Origin of the sequence: Trichococcus alkaliphilus (assembly GCF_003008695.1) — a bacterium.
GTDB lineage: Bacteria > Bacillota > Bacilli > Lactobacillales > Aerococcaceae > Trichococcus > Trichococcus alkaliphilus.
Genome location: NZ_PXZT01000016.1, coordinates 45,115 through 60,787, shown reverse-complemented (window position 1 = coordinate 60,787; position 15,673 = coordinate 45,115). Strand labels below are relative to the sequence as shown.

At 45.8% G+C, this 15,673-nt stretch carries 16 protein-coding genes; 3 read left to right on the top strand and 13 right to left on the bottom strand.

From position 1 onward, the window contains the following. Positions 1 to 50: 50 nt before the first annotated feature. From C7R73_RS11895 to C7R73_RS11880, 4 genes are all read right to left on the bottom strand, one after another. Positions 51 to 1,559, bottom strand: coding sequence for a helicase HerA-like domain-containing protein (locus C7R73_RS11895; RefSeq protein ID WP_106450712.1), 1,509 nt, complete (start codon positions 1,557 to 1,559; stop codon positions 51 to 53). A gap of 248 nt (positions 1,560 to 1,807) precedes the next feature. Continuing rightward, a complete protein-coding gene (locus C7R73_RS11890) occupies positions 1,808 to 2,500 on the bottom strand; it encodes a 5'-methylthioadenosine/adenosylhomocysteine nucleosidase (RefSeq protein WP_106450711.1) in 693 nt (230 codons plus the stop codon). A 33-nt stretch (positions 2,501 to 2,533) separates the two neighbouring features. Next, entirely contained in the window at positions 2,534 to 2,941 is a 408-nt protein-coding gene (locus C7R73_RS11885; RefSeq protein ID WP_106450710.1) for a hypothetical protein, read from the bottom strand. Between the two features lies 1 nt (position 2,942). Continuing rightward, positions 2,943 to 3,503 carry an NUDIX domain-containing protein gene (locus tag C7R73_RS11880; protein WP_086628320.1) on the bottom strand — a complete coding sequence of 187 codons (561 nt, stop codon included), beginning with the start codon at positions 3,501 to 3,503 and terminating at the stop codon, positions 2,943 to 2,945. A gap of 211 nt (positions 3,504 to 3,714) precedes the next feature. On the opposite strand from C7R73_RS11880, the gene C7R73_RS11875 reads away from it, so the two are divergent. The 3 genes from C7R73_RS11875 (at position 3,715) to C7R73_RS11865 (ending at position 6,164) form a co-directional block, all read left to right on the top strand. Then, positions 3,715 to 4,434 (top strand): 5-bromo-4-chloroindolyl phosphate hydrolysis family protein, encoded by a 720-nt coding sequence (locus C7R73_RS11875; protein ID WP_106450709.1) that lies wholly within the window; start codon positions 3,715 to 3,717, stop codon positions 4,432 to 4,434. Between the two features lie 11 nt (positions 4,435 to 4,445). Continuing rightward, on the top strand, positions 4,446 to 5,669 hold the full coding sequence (locus tag C7R73_RS11870; protein WP_106450708.1) for a toxic anion resistance protein: 1,224 nt from the start codon (positions 4,446 to 4,448) through the stop codon (positions 5,667 to 5,669). A gap of 246 nt (positions 5,670 to 5,915) precedes the next feature. Continuing rightward, positions 5,916 to 6,164, top strand: coding sequence for a GlsB/YeaQ/YmgE family stress response membrane protein (locus C7R73_RS11865; protein WP_086985414.1), 249 nt, complete (start codon positions 5,916 to 5,918; stop codon positions 6,162 to 6,164). A gap of 163 nt (positions 6,165 to 6,327) precedes the next feature. Here C7R73_RS11865 and cspD read toward each other — a convergent pair whose 3' ends face one another. From cspD to ftsA, 9 genes are all read right to left on the bottom strand, one after another. Then, the gene (gene cspD, locus C7R73_RS11860; protein ID WP_086628324.1) at positions 6,328 to 6,528 is read right to left on the bottom strand and encodes a cold-shock protein CspD; all 201 of its coding nucleotides are present in this window, start codon (positions 6,526 to 6,528) and stop codon (positions 6,328 to 6,330) included. 280 nt (positions 6,529 to 6,808) lie between these two features. Continuing rightward, the gene (gene ileS / locus C7R73_RS11855; protein WP_106450707.1) at positions 6,809 to 9,589 is read right to left on the bottom strand and encodes an isoleucine--tRNA ligase; all 2,781 of its coding nucleotides are present in this window, start codon (positions 9,587 to 9,589) and stop codon (positions 6,809 to 6,811) included. A gap of 290 nt (positions 9,590 to 9,879) precedes the next feature. Continuing rightward, positions 9,880 to 10,542: a DivIVA domain-containing protein gene (locus C7R73_RS11850; RefSeq protein WP_106450706.1), complete on the bottom strand. Its 663-nt coding sequence runs from the start codon at positions 10,540 to 10,542 to the stop codon at positions 9,880 to 9,882. 29 nt (positions 10,543 to 10,571) lie between these two features. Then, a complete protein-coding gene (locus tag C7R73_RS11845) occupies positions 10,572 to 11,351 on the bottom strand; it encodes a YlmH family RNA-binding protein (protein WP_106450705.1) in 780 nt (259 codons plus the stop codon). 39 nt (positions 11,352 to 11,390) lie between these two features. Continuing rightward, positions 11,391 to 11,678 (bottom strand): YggT family protein, encoded by a 288-nt coding sequence (locus tag C7R73_RS11840; protein ID WP_086628328.1) that lies wholly within the window; start codon positions 11,676 to 11,678, stop codon positions 11,391 to 11,393. Positions 11,679 to 11,690: 12 nt separating this feature from the next. Continuing rightward, positions 11,691 to 12,164 carry a cell division protein SepF gene (locus tag C7R73_RS11835; protein ID WP_106450704.1) on the bottom strand — a complete coding sequence of 158 codons (474 nt, stop codon included), beginning with the start codon at positions 12,162 to 12,164 and terminating at the stop codon, positions 11,691 to 11,693. A gap of 23 nt (positions 12,165 to 12,187) precedes the next feature. Beyond that, entirely contained in the window at positions 12,188 to 12,871 is a 684-nt protein-coding gene (locus C7R73_RS11830) for a YggS family pyridoxal phosphate-dependent enzyme (RefSeq protein ID WP_106450703.1), read from the bottom strand. A gap of 2 nt (positions 12,872 to 12,873) precedes the next feature. Next, positions 12,874 to 14,163: a cell division protein FtsZ gene (ftsZ, locus tag C7R73_RS11825; RefSeq protein ID WP_106450702.1), complete on the bottom strand. Its 1,290-nt coding sequence runs from the start codon at positions 14,161 to 14,163 to the stop codon at positions 12,874 to 12,876. A gap of 45 nt (positions 14,164 to 14,208) precedes the next feature. Further along, a complete protein-coding gene (ftsA, locus tag C7R73_RS11820) occupies positions 14,209 to 15,525 on the bottom strand; it encodes a cell division protein FtsA (protein ID WP_106450701.1) in 1,317 nt (438 codons plus the stop codon). Positions 15,526 to 15,673 lie beyond the last annotated feature (148 nt).

The window sequence follows — 15,673 nt, the reverse complement described above, 5'->3', positions numbered from 1 at the left end:
CCTTTGTTTCTACAGAATAAATGTCTCATCAACACTATTTGACAGAGAGCCTATTTTTTCAGGATGCCCAAGATGCCACGCGAGATGACGCGCCCGACTTCCCTGCCTACTTGCGACATCAAATTTTTCGTGAATCTGTCCATTGTCGAATCGCGGGAACTGCTCGACCTTTTTTGCTGGGTTTGTTCTTTTTGCCTCTCTTTTTCCAGTTGCTTCAACTGTTCGGCTTTTTCCCTGTCCCTTGCGGCAAGTTCTTCATTTTCCTCCAACTCAATCGCTTTGATTTCCGATAGTCGCTGCAGTTGTTCGTAGGAGGATTCCCTGTCGATTGCCTCGCTGTATTTGTAGTACAGCAAGGAACGGTTGATTTTTTCTTCTTTGACGAGTGGATCCAGGATGCCCATTTTGCTCTCTGGAGGATAAATCATGACTTGCTGAACAAAGCCGGGAATTCCTTCCGGATCGAGAAAGGAGACCAACGCTTCACCGACCTTCAATTCCGTCAATTTCTTGTCCAATTCTTCCCCATCCAGCTGCCTGAACGTTTCGGCAACCGCTTTGACGGTCTTCTGCTCCTTAGGGGTAAAGGCTCGCAAAGCATGTTGAATTTTGTTGCCCAATTGGCTCAAAATAGCATTCGGCAAGTCGGTGGGATTTTGCGTCACAAAATAAACACCGACTCCTTTGGAACGGATCAGCCGGACAATGAGTTCGATTTTTTCCTCTAACACATCCGGAACGTCCTGAAAAAGGACATGCGCTTCATCAAAAAAGAAGACAATCTTTGGTTTTTCAAGGTCACCGACTTCCGGCAATTGCTCATACAGCTCCGAAAGGAACCACAACAGGAATGTCGAATAGAGTTTTGGTGACATGAACAGGCGGCTCGCCATCAGAATGTTCACATAACCGCGCCCTTCTCCATCTGTTTTTAATAAATCCTCGATATCGAACATCGGCTCCCCGAAGAAGAGGTCACCGCCCTGTTCCTCAATCACCAATAAGCCTCTTAAGATCGCACCGATCGATTGTTTGGAAATATTCCCGTATTCGCGACGCAATTCTGTGGCGTTGTCTCCGACGAAATTCAACATCGCCCGCAAATCTTTGATGTCGATGAGCAGGAGTTGTTTCTCATCGGCCACTTTGAATGCGATGTTCATGATCCCTTCCTGGGTTTCATTGAGTCCCAACAGCCGCGACAACAGGATCGGACCCATATCGGAAATGGTCGTCCGCACCGGCACGCCGTTCGATCCAAAAATGTCCAGGAGCTCCACTGGATAAGCACGCGGCTCAAAATCCTCCAGCTGCAGTTTCGTTACCCGCTCCATTATTTTTTCGCTCAACTCACCCGGCTCCGCAATGCTCGCCAGATCTCCTTTGACGTCCGCAAGAAATACCGGGATACCGGCTTTGCTCAATTGTTCCGCTATCACTTTCAAAGTCACCGTTTTCCCAGTTCCTGTCGCCCCGGCGATCAAGCCGTGCCGATTCAGCTTATCCAGATGGATGATTGCCGGTTTGTCGCCTTGTCCAATTACAAGTTCTTGGCGCATTCAAAACCCCTCCTTAGCCTGACATTTCATCCTTATTGTACAATATTTTGAAAAATCCTTACAACAGTAAACCCTCTCTTTTGGAAAGCAATAGTGCCCTGAAGTGTTGCAGACAACAAAGAACCACTCCGCCATTTTCGGTTGAGTGGTCCAATGCCTGCCTACTTGATGATTTCGGCTCCTAGAGAACCGACAAAATGCCGTAATGCCCATTCCGTAAGCGACTTGACTTCTTTCACGGAAGGCTTTTACTCTTCGTTAATTTTCAGTAATTCGATGACCATTTCCGCGGATTTCTTTCCGGCTTCGACGATGAACTCGTCGAACGTCAGCGCCGCGCCATCGCTTGCTCCGTCCGAAATGGCACGGATGATTGCGAATGGTGTGCCCAATACGTAACAAGCTTGGGCAATTGATGCGCCCTCCATTTCGGTCGCAAAGGCATCAGGGAAATGTTCCTTGATGCGGCTTGTGCCGCTTTCGGAAGCGATGAAAGAATCGCTTGAAACAATCGTACCTTGGACAGCATGCAAACCGACTTTTTCAGCTGCCCGCGTAATTTTTTCAACGATTTTTTCATCAGCTGTATAATAATGCGGCATCTGCGGCACTTGTCCCACCGAATAACCGAATGCGGTGGCGTCCACATCATGGTATGCAACCTTATCCGCTACGACGACGTCCCCCACACGCAAGGCTGGGTTTAATCCCCCAGCCGAACCGGTATTGATGACGAAATCAGGACGGTAACGATCGATGATGAAGGCGGTGGCTATGGCCGAATTGACTTTACCGATGCCTGACTGCACCAATACTACATCCTGATTTTCGATTTTCCCTCTTGTAAAAACGAGGTGGAAATGTGTTTCTTCTGTTTTGTCTGTCATATTATCCAATAAAATACGGTTTTCTTCTTCCATTGCTCCAATAATTCCGATCATGAGTGTTTCCTTCCTTGTAGCTGCATTGTTAGGTCATAGGACGAAGGCTATCGCAAAAACCAAAATGATCAACAAGATGACGATCAGGATGGCTTTGTTCAGATAGTTGTCCAGTTTTCTGCCTCTTTCTTTGTCCGTCAGACGCTCCACCTTTGTTGAAGTTGCGGATTTGTCGGCTTTCCGGAACAGCTTCGCCTTTGGCTTGGCTGTTTTGGCTTTGCTGCCGTTTTCCGACCTTTTCTTTTCGGTCGGAATACTGCTTTTCTCAGTTTTAGAAGCAGAAGACTGCTTGTTGTTTTTTTCCTTTGCCGGCGCAGAACGCTCTGCGTCTTTTGCCTGCGGAGCGACTTTCTTTTCATCTGTCACCGGTTTTGTTGTTTGGTCCCTTTTGTACTGCCGATAACGTTCCCGGGTGATCAGCGGTTTCTTTGGTTCTGACATACTATCCCTCTATTCTTTCCCGCAAAAGACGCATCTCCCAATATAGCATGGCATAGATTGTTTTCGAATCGCAGATTTCTCCAGATTCCTGCAAGGCTTTCGCTTCGTCGTATGTCAATTCCAAGATTTCGATGAATTCATCCTCATCCATCGGCAAAGAATTTTCGACTTTCGTCAAACCTTCCGCCAAATAGATCGTGATCTTTTCATCCAAATAAGCCGGTGTCGGATAAAAAACCGTCAATTCGGACCAATGCTCCGCACGGTAATCCGTCTCTTCCTCGAGCTCACGGATTGCTGCCAGCAAAGGTTCCGCATCGGATGTCTCCAATTTGCCTGCCGGGATTTCGACAACTGTCCGATCCAAAGGTTTCCGAAACTGTCTGACCATGACCATTTTCCCGTCCGAAGTGAATGGTATCATCGCTACAGCGCCCGGATGCCTGATCATCTCTCTGACTGAAGTTTTCCCGTTCGGCAGCAGCACTTCTTCCCTAACCAAATGCAGCAAGACACCGTCGAATATTTTTTCACTTTTCAATGTTTTTTCTTCAAATTCCATTTTATGTTCCTCCCAATCTTCTATCCTGATCATGTATTATCATAACCTATCTTTTCGGCTATTTACAAGAGCCGCGACAGAATCGGCCCAAACGGGAGTTGGCGATGAAAATCATCCTTTCGGCCGATAGGTGTCCCTAATGCTTTTATGCTAGAATAATAGCATAAGCACAGACAAAGTGAACAGCATGTTATCAAAGGAGGAAAAATTTATGTGGAGCAACATCAAAGATATATTGAAATACACGTTTTCCAGCGTCATCAGCCTGATTGCATTAGTGGTATTCTTTTTCATCTTCGAGTTCGATTTCTGGACTTCGATCGGCTTGACCATCGGCTTGGGCGCCTTCTTATACTACGTCCAATCCGGCGGAAGGATGCAATGGTCACCTAAGTCAAAAAAACAAAGAGGCGCACTGGGAAAAGTCAGCACCGAAAAAGAAGCTTTCTACCATTCAAAAGGGATGACCAAGGAACAGATTGCCTATTTTCGCAACACTATGGATCAAGCTAAAAATACGATCCAAGACATCGAATCGAATCTGCAGCAGCGCTCAAAATTAAAAGCTATCGCGGCACGCAACGATACGGTGGACATACTGAAGGATTTCTTCAAAAATATCGTCAATCAGCCTAACCGACTGCACGAAGTCGATAAATTCCTATACACCAATCTCCCCAACCTGAAAGAGCTGACGGAAAAATACATCGCAATCGATGGCCACGTTTCCAAGACGAAAGAAACCTACACAGCCTTGGATAACTGCTCCAAAACAATCGATGATATGTGTCGTCTGATCGCTGAAGACTACGTGCGCTTCATGTCCAATGATATCGAGGATATGGATATCGAGTTGGAACTTGCAAAGCAAGTTTTGAAAAGGGATAATGAAGGAAAGAGCAACGAAAATGCTTTAGACGAAGAGCTATAGGGGGAATACTGATGGACCAATTTGATGCTACCGGACAAAATAAACAAACTGACAGCAAGGATGTCAATCAAGAATTGGACGATTTACTGGCTAATCCTTTTTCGGATCCGTTTGCTCAACCGGCAGTGGTGGCTGATAAAACCACAGTCGCCAACGAGGTGATCAACCCGGATCGGCTGATCGACCGGTTGCCGGAAGAAAGACAAAAACAAGCATTGGCATTAGCCGGCCAAATCGATGAAAACAACATGCAAGCCATCATCAGTTATGGCGCTGCGGCTCAAAAACAATTGGGGGAATTCTCCCATTCGATGCTGGACCATGTTCAGAACCAGGACACCGGCGAAATCGGCGATTCCCTGAACGATCTGATGTATCGCCTCAACGAAGCCAAACCGGAAGACTTGCGGGCAGAAGACAACAATGTCTTCCGCAAAATCTTCGGCAAGGTAAAACAATCCGCCTATGAAATGACGGCAAAATACCAGAAGATCGGCGCCCAAATCGATAAGATCGCGATCAAATTGGATAAAGAAAAGAATGGCCTGCTCAACGACAACGTCACGCTGGAACAGCTTTACCAAAAAAACAAGGATTATTTTGAGGCCTTGAACATCTACATCGCTGCCGGTGAAGTGAAGATGGAGGACCTTCAGAAAAATGCGATCCCGAAAGCGATCCAGACCGCTGAGGTTTCCCAAAGCCAAATGGATGTGCAGATCGTCAACGATCTGAAACAGTTCCTTGACCGTCTCGAAAAACGCACCCATGATTTGCGCTTGACCAGACAGATGACGATCCAACAGGCGCCTCAGATCCGCTTGATCCAAAACACGAACCAGGCATTGGCTGAAAAAATCCAATCCTCGATCCACACCGCCATTCCCTTATGGAAAAACCAAGTGGCCATCGCCCTTACCCTTCTGCGCCAGAAGGATGCAGTAACGGCGCAAAGGCAAGTATCTCAGACCACGAATGATCTGATGCGCAAGAATTCGGAAATGTTGAAAATATCAGCCATCGAAACCGCTAAAGAAAATGAACGGGGTGTGATCGATATCGAAACGCTCAAACAGACGCAACAGGATCTGATCGAAACATTGGAAGAGACACTGAAGATTCAGCAAGAAGGCCGAATCAAACGCAGAGAAGCCGAAAAGGAATTATCTCTGATGGAGAACGATCTCAAAGTTAAACTATTGAATATCCACCAACAAGAACAGCAACTCCATTAATAGCACAGGGCTGCCTCATTTCGGGGCAGCCTTTGATTTTGCCCACTTATCCGATTATTGTTCGTTCCAAAAGAACGCGCTTTTCGCGAATGAGAATGATGATTTTTTTCCGTCGTTTTCAGAAAACCTCTCATCTCGAGGGCATATTATTTGTAATGTGACTCATTTTATATATAATAAGAGTATAGTTAATTGGAAATAACTATATTGTTACCGCACTTGTAATCAGAAAGAGGAGGAAAAGAAATGGGCTTAATTTGGTCTTTAATTGTTGGTGGTATCCTAGGCGCATTAGCAGGATCGTTCATGGGTAAAGATATTCCTGGTGGTATTATCGGAAATATCGTTGCTGGTTTCATCGGTTCATGGTTAGGAACAACTTTATTTGGAGCATGGGGTCCTGAAATCGGAGGATTCTATATCGTTCCTGCATTGGTCGGAGCGGTCATTCTGATTTTCATCGTATCCTTTGCAATGAGAAGCATGAAAAAGTAACCTCTCCATACCGAACATAAGCAGACATCTGTCTGCTTTCTTATAAAAGCGTTGTTTTGTGATCCTGAATAGGATTGCCGAAACAACGCTTTTTTTTGCATGTAAAAAGCGCCGCAGAGAAACTCTGGGCGCTTTGAATTCGCTAATGTTAAAAAGAATAGGATTATAATTTTACAACGTTAGCTGCTTGAGGACCACGGTTGCCGTCAACGATTTCGAATTCAACCTCTTGGCCTTCTTCTAAAGATTTGAAACCTTCGCCTTGGATAGCTGAGAAATGTACGAATACATCGTCTTTTCCGTCAACTTCGATAAATCCAAAACCTTTTTCGCCATTAAACCATTTTACTTTGCCTTGTTCCATAATCGTGTAATACCTCCAAAAATTTCATTTGTAAAATGCTAATACAAATATTTGATATCATATTAGTACAAGTTACTAATATAATTATAACGAATATCTTATCCAAATTCAAGAGAAAGTTATGCGCTTTCTTTGGAAAATTAATCAACAACTGATAAAACCTGCCCTTTCAGCCTGAAATCAACAGAAGCACGCAAGAATGACGTCAGAAACCGTCCTCTTGCGTGCTCTTAACTTATTGTTTACATAATTTTAACGATTTTATTCAAGGCGGGATGGGTTATGCTTCTTCCTGCACGAGTGCTTCCGGATATTCAGATCTGACAATATCTGCACAGCGTTCGCATAAGGATGTTGCATCCTCGATTGATCCGACCTCTTCTTTGATGGCACGGCATCTTTCGCAAGTTTCCCCATGTGCGTGTTCCACCAGGATCGCAAGATTATCGAACTGCATCGCTTCAGCTGGAGCAGCCGTCAATTCTTTGATGTCAAGCTGGGAAACGATGAATAATTGTTCCAGGTTTGCATCAAGGGACGAGAACAATGCTTTTGTATCTTCATCAACAAACAAGGACAGATGCGCTTCGAAAGATTTTCCGATCGTCTTTTCATTACGCGCAACTTCCAATGCTTTCAAAGCCGCATCGCGGATGTCCAAGAATTTTTCCCATTGGCCTAAAATCTCTGCTTGGTCTTCACGGACGCTGCTTTCCGGCAATTCAGCCAGTTGGGCGTATTGTTCCTCTTCCTTCAGGTAACTCCAGATTTCTTCTGTTGTGTGCGGGATGATCGGCGTCAAAAGTTTAGCCAATTTAACCAATACTTCGTAAAATACGGTCTGCATAGCGCGTCTCTCTAGGTTATCCTCTTTTTCGATATAGACAACATCTTTCGCAAAATCAAGATAGAATGCCGACAAATCAACTGTACAGAAGTTCATGATCGTTTGGTAGATGGTCGAGAACTCGTACTCCTTATAGGCTGTCACACAGGTTTCGACGACTTGATCCAAGCGCGCCATCATGTATTGATCGACACTGCGCAGCTCATCGTATGCCACTGTATGTTCTTTCGGTTGGAAATCTTCCGTATTCCCGATCAGGAAACGCATGGTATTGCGGATCTTGCGGTACGTTTCGGAAACTTGTTTCAGGATGTCATCGCTGATTCTGACGTCGGATTCGTAGTCGACACTGGACACCCATAGACGGACGATGTCTGCGCCCATGTTCTTGACGACTTTTTCCGGCAGGACAGTATTGCCCAATGATTTGCTCATTTTGCGGCCTTCTCCATCCAAAACAAAACCTTGGGAAAGGACTGTTTTGTATGGTGCTACTCCGTTGATCGCAACACTGGTCGTAATGCTTGAATTGAACCAACCGCGGTATTGATCGGAGCCTTCCAAATACATATCAGCAGGGAAAGTCAAATCTTCCCTTGCACGAAGAACCGCTTCATGCGAAGAACCTGAATCGAACCATACGTCCATGATGTCCATTTCCTTCGTAAATGTACCGTTCGGGCTACCAGGATGCGTGAACCCTTCAGGCAGTAGGTCTTTCGCTTCTCTTTCGAACCAGACGTTCGATCCGAATTCGCCGATCAATTTTGCAGCATGGTCGATCGTTTCCGGTGTGATGACAGGTTCTCCATTTTCCGCATAGAAGATCGGCAACGGAACGCCCCACACACGTTGACGGGAAATGACCCAATCGCCACGGTCGCGGATCATGTTGAACAAGCGGACTTTTCCGGATGGATGCAGCCACTCAACATTTTCGATTTCGTCCAGGATGTCTTGACGGAATTTATCGATGGAAGCGAACCATTGCGGTGTTGCGCGATAGATGACCGGTTTCTTTGTGCGCCAGTCATGCGGATAGCTGTGGACGAAGAAATCCAATTTCAGCAAAGCGCCTTTTTCAGCCAACAATTCGGTGATCATTTTATTGGCTTTGTCGTAGAACACGCCTTCGAAACCTGGCGCTTCAGCCGTGTAGCAACCTTTGTTGTCGATCGGTGATAATACTTCCAGACCATATTTTTTGCTGACCAGGTAGTCATCTTCACCGTGTCCAGGAGCGGTATGGACTAAACCGGTACCTGCTTCAAGCGTTACGTGCTCGCCTACCATGATCAGTGATTCGCGATCATAGAACGGATGCTGGACAGTCATGTACTCCAACTCCGAGCCTTTCAGTTCTTGCAGGATTTCCACAGATTTCCATCCGATGGCTTCCTTGACTGTGCCTAGCAATTCTTTTGCGACAACAAATTTTCTTCCGTCAGCGGAAACAACCACATATTCGAAATCAGCATTAGCGGAAATGCCTAAGTTTGCCGGCAAAGTCCACGGCGTAGTCGTCCAGATGACGAGTGCAGTATCATTATCCAACAAGCCTTTGCCGTCTTTGACCTGGAAAGCCACGTAGATGGAAGCAGACTTCACATCTTTATATTCGATTTCGGCTTCCGCCAGCGAAGATTCACTTGAAGGCGACCAATAGATCGGCTTCAGGCCTTTATAGATGTAACCTTTTTCAGCCATTTTTCCGAACACACGGATTTCGGCTTCTTCATATTTCGGCAACAAAGTCACGTATGGATTTTCCCAGTCGCCTGCGATGCCCAACCGTTTGAAGACGGTTCTTTGTCCGTCGATCTGATTCCAAGCATAATCTTCACACAATTTACGGAAATCGGCCAAGCTCATCGCTTTGCGGTTCACGCCTGTGTTCGTTAAGGCTTGTTCAATCGGCAGACCATGCGTATCCCAACCGGGGACAAAAGGGGATCGGAAGCCGGACATGGATTTCGAGCGGACGATGATGTCCTTGCTGATCTTGTTCAAGGCATGGCCCATGTGGACAGCGCCGTTGGCATATGGAGGGCCATCGTGTAGGACAAATGTCGGTTTATCCGCATTTTTTTCTTGTCGTTTGGCATAAATATCTTTATCTTCCCAATCCTTTTGCCATTCCAATTCACGGACAGGCAGGTTGGCTTTCATAGGAAAAGCCGTTTTCCCTAGGTGCAGCGTTTCTTTCATTTTCATTGTCGGAAGCTCCCTTATCATTAATTTTTTCTACAAAAAAAGACCCGTCTCCAAAAGGGACGAAGTCTTCGTGGTACCACCCAAATTTAAAGCGACAACGGCCGGAACAGGCTGTCATGCTTCCTCATTCAAACCGTTAACGCTGTTCAGGCGACCTTTTTTACTTATGTTTGTTCAAAAAGATTCTCATGGAGGATCCTTAAAATAGAGGGACTTATTGGCCTTTCACCATTCGCCAATTCGCTGGAAGTTTCTTTTTTTTGGGTGTTCCATTCTTCAATATCTAGATTTTACTTGTTTTCTTCCGGAATTTCAATAGCTTCCACAGCAGCTTCCGCAAGTTTCTCTTCAGCTCTGGCTTCTTCGGCCAATCTTCCGCCGATTTCGAATTCAGCCGCATCTTCAGAGTTGGCGACCAATTCGTCGATGATGCGTGTGCGGTTGGATAACACTTCATTCAAAGTAGGAGTCGAAACTTGACCTTCCGGCGAAGCGTTCAACAAGTTATTCCATTCATCATTCATGATGAGGTTCAACTGGGATTCAACCAAAAGTTGCAGCTTCTGTTTGAAGTTGCGGCTTTCCTTGCGGACACCGTCAGTCTCTTCATTGATTTTTGTTGCTTTACCGGCAGCTTCATGCAATAAGCGGTCCGCGCTCTTTTCGGCCTCGAATAAAATGATTTCAGCTTCTTTGCGCGCATTTTCTTTCAGTCTGTCGGCAGCATCCTGCGCCACTACGATCGACTTATTCAAAGCATCCTGCAGGTTGCTGAAATACTGAAGTTTTTCTTCGGCAAATTTCAGTTGCTTTTGCAGGTCTTTGTTTTGCTTGATGACTTCTTCAAATTCTTTTGTGACATTATCCAAAAAGTCATTGACTTGTTCTTTATCGTACCCTTTTATTTTGACAGGGAATTCCTTGTGTTGAATATCTAATGGAGTCAAGCTCATCTTATACACACCTTTCGTTCTTGTCATTCTTATTTGTACAATACGCCGAATTCGACGCGCCATTTGTCTTTCTTGGACTTTCCTTCTATAGCCTTAATCTGGATCCGTCCATAACCACGGATGGAAACGATGTCCAACAGGCCCAATTCGAAGTCGGGACGTTCAAATGCGGCCCAGTTCAACTTCACTTTTCCACTGGTCACCAATTCTTTTGCGCGTTGTCTCGATATGTTGTAGATGGCAGCAATCACTGTGTCCAACCGCAGCGAGCTGACAGTGTCATGCACAATCGTCCAATCATCAATAGGTATGATCAAATCAGTATAGGACCGGCTCTCTAGGCGAACACTGACCTTGCCTATCTTAGTGACCTGCGAATGCACATAGCTTGCTATATTCGACGCCAACAGAAACTGCCAGCGTGTGCCATCAGACAGGATATCGCCGAAAAGTTCCCTTTTCATGCCGGTTCCGATCAGCGTCCCCAGTATTTTCCCATGGGTCAGACTGGCGAATTTCGATGGGTACACTACTTCAGTAAGCTCCATTTCAAAATCGCTTTGCGTCGGACTGAAATACTCAGGGCAAATGATTGCCCGCTTGCGTTCAGCCGCTTCGTAGCCCCCATAGAATTGGACATGGATTTCACCTTTTTTCCCGACCATCATCTCAAGGATGTATTGTTGTCTCGGATCCAAGAAATCCGTCAAATACGGTGAATAGGTTTCCTCCGCTTGCGTAATCCAAGATTGGGCACTGTCAATGAATGGCTGCTCTTCCTTGCGGAAATGTTGATAAACTTCTTGCATACGAATCCCTCACTTTTTCGTTTGATGAAAAAATGTCCGTCAATTCAGCAATCTGATCAGGAACAGGATAACGACCTGCGCTCCATACTCCACCAAATTCAGGAACAGGATGCCCGCCACTACACTGAAGCTCATCATGCCTACAGATGGGATCAATCTTCTGAATATATCCAGGTAAGGCTCCACAATGCTGGAGATAAAATAGCCGAATTTGGAACTTCTTGCACCCGGCAACCAACTCATCAATGCGTATACCAGCAGGACTGTTGAATAGGCCGATATGCCCCAACGGATAATCTGTAAAAGCCAAATCAATATTTGTGTCATTTTGTTTCCTTTCTAGTAGAACGAACGCTCTTCCTCCAGTGTTTCGTCCAGTGCGCCTTCGACTCCGACTGAAGCGGGGGTGCATAAAAAGATTTCATCGCCAACGCGTTGGATTTCTCCCCCGATCGCATATACCGTTCCTGTCAGAAAATCCACGATCCGTTTTGCTTGTTCCGCGTCTATCCTTTTGAAATTAAGGAGGACTGCTTGATTCTTCAGCAGATTATCGGCAATCTTCTCCACTTCGGAATAGACTCTCGGCTCCACGACATGGATGCTGGCTTTTTCGGTCATTGCTTGTTGATTCATAGGAATTACCTTTGCTTTCGTCGATCTTTTTTGGGTGCTCCGATAAGACGGAGCCCCTTCTTCATTGCGCTCGGACCTGCGGACTGGAACGACAGTCGATGGTTCATCGACTTCCTCAAATCCGTCTTCCTCGTCTTCAATGACAAAGTACTTTCGGAATAAATCTTTCAGACCCATAAGACCCCTCACTTCTTCTTCGTCTATGCTTCTGTTTCAGCAAAGAACGCCGATCCGACACGTACGAAGGTCGCACCTTCGGCAATCGCTACCGGATAATCTTGGCTCATGCCCATGCTCGTCTCCGTACATGGAGCATAAGGCAAGTTCAACGCCGCTACTTGCTCTTGCATTATTTTCAGATCTTTAAAGCATTGACGCAACTCCACGTCTGTCGCATCAATGGGTGCCATCGTCATCAATCCGACAACGATGATATTCGGAAAACTTTCCAGACTCTGGATGAAAGGCACTGCTTCGGATGCGGAAAGCCCATGTTTTGAACTTTCACCTGTAACGTTGACCTGCACGAAGCAAGAAACAGGCTTCTCCGCCCGCTCATTGATTTCTTTTGCCAATGACGGACGATCCAGTGCGTGGAAGTAGGCGATGCGATTGATCACCTGCTTCACTTTCCTAGTCTGTAAGGTGCCGATGTAATGCCAGCTGATATCTTCTTGCGGAAGAGCTTCTTGCTTTTCGAGCAGACCTTCGAGGCGATTTTCTGCAAAGTGGCGGTAGCCCAAGCGGTACAATTCCTCCACTTGCTCTGCAGGTTTCGTCTTCGTGACGGCTATGACCGTCACATCTTCGCGTTTGCGTCCGGCTTTCAAGCAGGCTGCTTCCACAGTTGACTCCACTTTCCGGCAATTTTGCTCAATATTCATTCTTACCTGCGTCTCTTGCGGAAGAAAGGTGGTGTATCCAATGAATCCTCTCCACCGTTTTTATCTTCTTTATTTTCGTGATAACGTGGATAATTATTTTCTGTTTGTTTGACAGGGTATTCTTCTGGCTCAGGTTGGACCGGAAGGGGCGCCTGTTCTCTTACGTTTGTGTCTCTGCGGATATCCCAGTCGCCGAACAGGTCTTTGGCTGGTTTTTCTTCTGCTCTTTCAGTCGGAAGTTGTTTCTCCGGGTACGAAACAGGTGCGTTCCCTACTTCTTTACGCCCCTTAAAAGCACTGCCTCCGCGATTAGCGGTTTTTTTTTCATCTTTTTTTTTGTCGTCGATCCCTGTAGCGATTACTGTAACGATAACTTCGTCGCCCAAGTTTTCATTGATTGAAGTACCGAAGATGATGTTCACTTCGGATGATGAAGCTTGTGCTACGATATCACTTGCATCTTGTGCTTCGAACAACGTCAAGTCTGAACCACCCGTGATGTTCAACAAGATCTGCTCTGCACCATCGATGGAAACTTCCAACAATGGGGAAGAAATAGCTTTTTTAGTTGCTTCTGCAGTACGGTTTTCGCCTGAAGCGATACCGATACCCATCAAAGCAGAACCTTGATCTTTCATGACGGTCTTCACATCAGCAAAGTCCAAGTTGACATATCCTGGAGCAGTGATCAAGTCTGAGATCCCTTGAACGCCTTGACGCAATACATTATCGGCTTCACGGAAGGCTTCCAGCATAGGCGTCTTTTTGTCGACGATTTCCAACAGACGGTTATTTGAGATGATGACCAACGTATCAACGTTTGCTTTTAAATCAGCGATACCTTCTGCAGCATAACGGCCTCTTTTAGGCCCTTCAAAAGTGAACGGACGTGTCACAACACCGACAGTCAACGCGCCAAGATCTTTAGCGATTCTGGCTACGATAGGGGCTGCACCAGTACCGGTACCGCCGCCCATTCCGCATGTGACAAAGATCATGTCTGCTCCAGCCAAGGCTTCAGAGATTTGTTGTTCGCTCTCTTCTGCAGCTTTGCGGCCTACTTCAGGAACTGAGCCTGCGCCCAATCCTTTCGTCAATTTAGGCCCGAGTTGGATTCTTGTTTCCGCACTTGACGCATTCAAGGCTTGTGTGTCCGTATTGGCCACGATGAATTCAACACCTTTAACGCCTTCTTCGATCATACGGTTAACGGCATTGCTTCCTGCCCCACCGACACCGATAACTTTAATTTTTGCTCCATCACTCATGCTTGAATCGAATTCCAATTCCATTTCATTTCCTCCTATTTCATACCATTCTTTTTATGTTCAGCGTGATTATTCAAACAGATTATTGAACCAACGTTTTAATTTCCCGACTAAGCTTTCTTCGTAATGATCCTCATCGGCATAAGTCTCATTTTCATAGACAGGTTCTTCGATGACTGTCGGTTGTTTCGCAGCTTTCGATTGCAAAGGGATCACTTTGCCTGTCGCCTGTACTTTTCCTTTGGCAACACGGTAAATGTCATCCAGACCCGCAACATACTTGATCAGGCCGATGCTCGTTGCATAGATCGGATTGCGCATCCCCATCTGCTCCGGAATATACAGCTTGACGTTGATTTCGAAGATTTCTTTTGCCAAATCGACGACGCCCGGCAATGCCGCTGCACCCCCTGTCAGAACGATACCGCCGGGTAGGTCGCGGGCTTCCACTTTATCCAAGGCACGTTTGATGTTTTCGAAGATCTGCACAAGGCGCGCTTCGATGATTTCGGCCAGATATTTCTCATCCACTTTCACTGGTTCTTCTTTCCCGATCGTTTCGACAGGGAAAAATTCTTCAGCGGACGTGTCTTCGGAAATGGCATAACCATATTCGCGTTTTACGCGCTCCGCATTTTCCAATGTCGTGTTCAAGATGATGGAGATGTCCTTGGTCACAAGATCGCCGCCCTCGGGATCAACAAATGAAAATTTCAATTGATCGTCGTGCATGACAGAGGCGCTTGTTTGGCCGCCACCCATGTCGATAAGGATGGTCCCGAAATCCCGCTCGCCCTTATTCATGGCTACGCTTGAGATGGCCAATGGCTGTACAACCATATCTTCGATTTGAAGACCTGCTTTTTCTACACAACGTTTGATGTTATGGATGATTGTTTTCGGACCAGTGATCATGCTTGCGTACAATTCAAGACGTACGCCGATCATGCCTCTAGGGTCCCTGATGCCGTCGAACCCATCTACGATGAACTCTTCAGGGATAACGGAAATGATTTCTCTTTCTGGTGGAACGGAACGGACTTTTGCGGCAGCAAAGACGTTTTGCACATCCTTGTCTGTGATTTCCTTGTTTTCGCTTGCGACTGCATACATCCCGTGGCAAGGTTCGATACTGATTTGATTGCTTGGTATGCCTACGATGACGTTTGATATCTGAATATTCGCTTTTCTTTCAGCTTGACTGACTGCACTGCGGATTGACTCGACCGTTTCATCGATATCAACGATGACGCCACGGCTAAGACCTTTGGAAATTTCATTACCGACTCCAATAATGTTCATTTGATCTTTCACATATTCTGCGACTACAACTTTTATTGAAGTGGTTCCAATATCTAGACTGACGTATATTCCTGAATTCTTCATGGTTTTATTGAAACCTCCGTTTGACATAATGGCTTGTGTAAACATCCGCATTGTTCCGAAAAAAATTGTCGGTTACTGATACGTGATGCCAGAAAGCTATACCTTATCATTTTATCATAATAATTCTTCATTTACGAAGATTTTTACA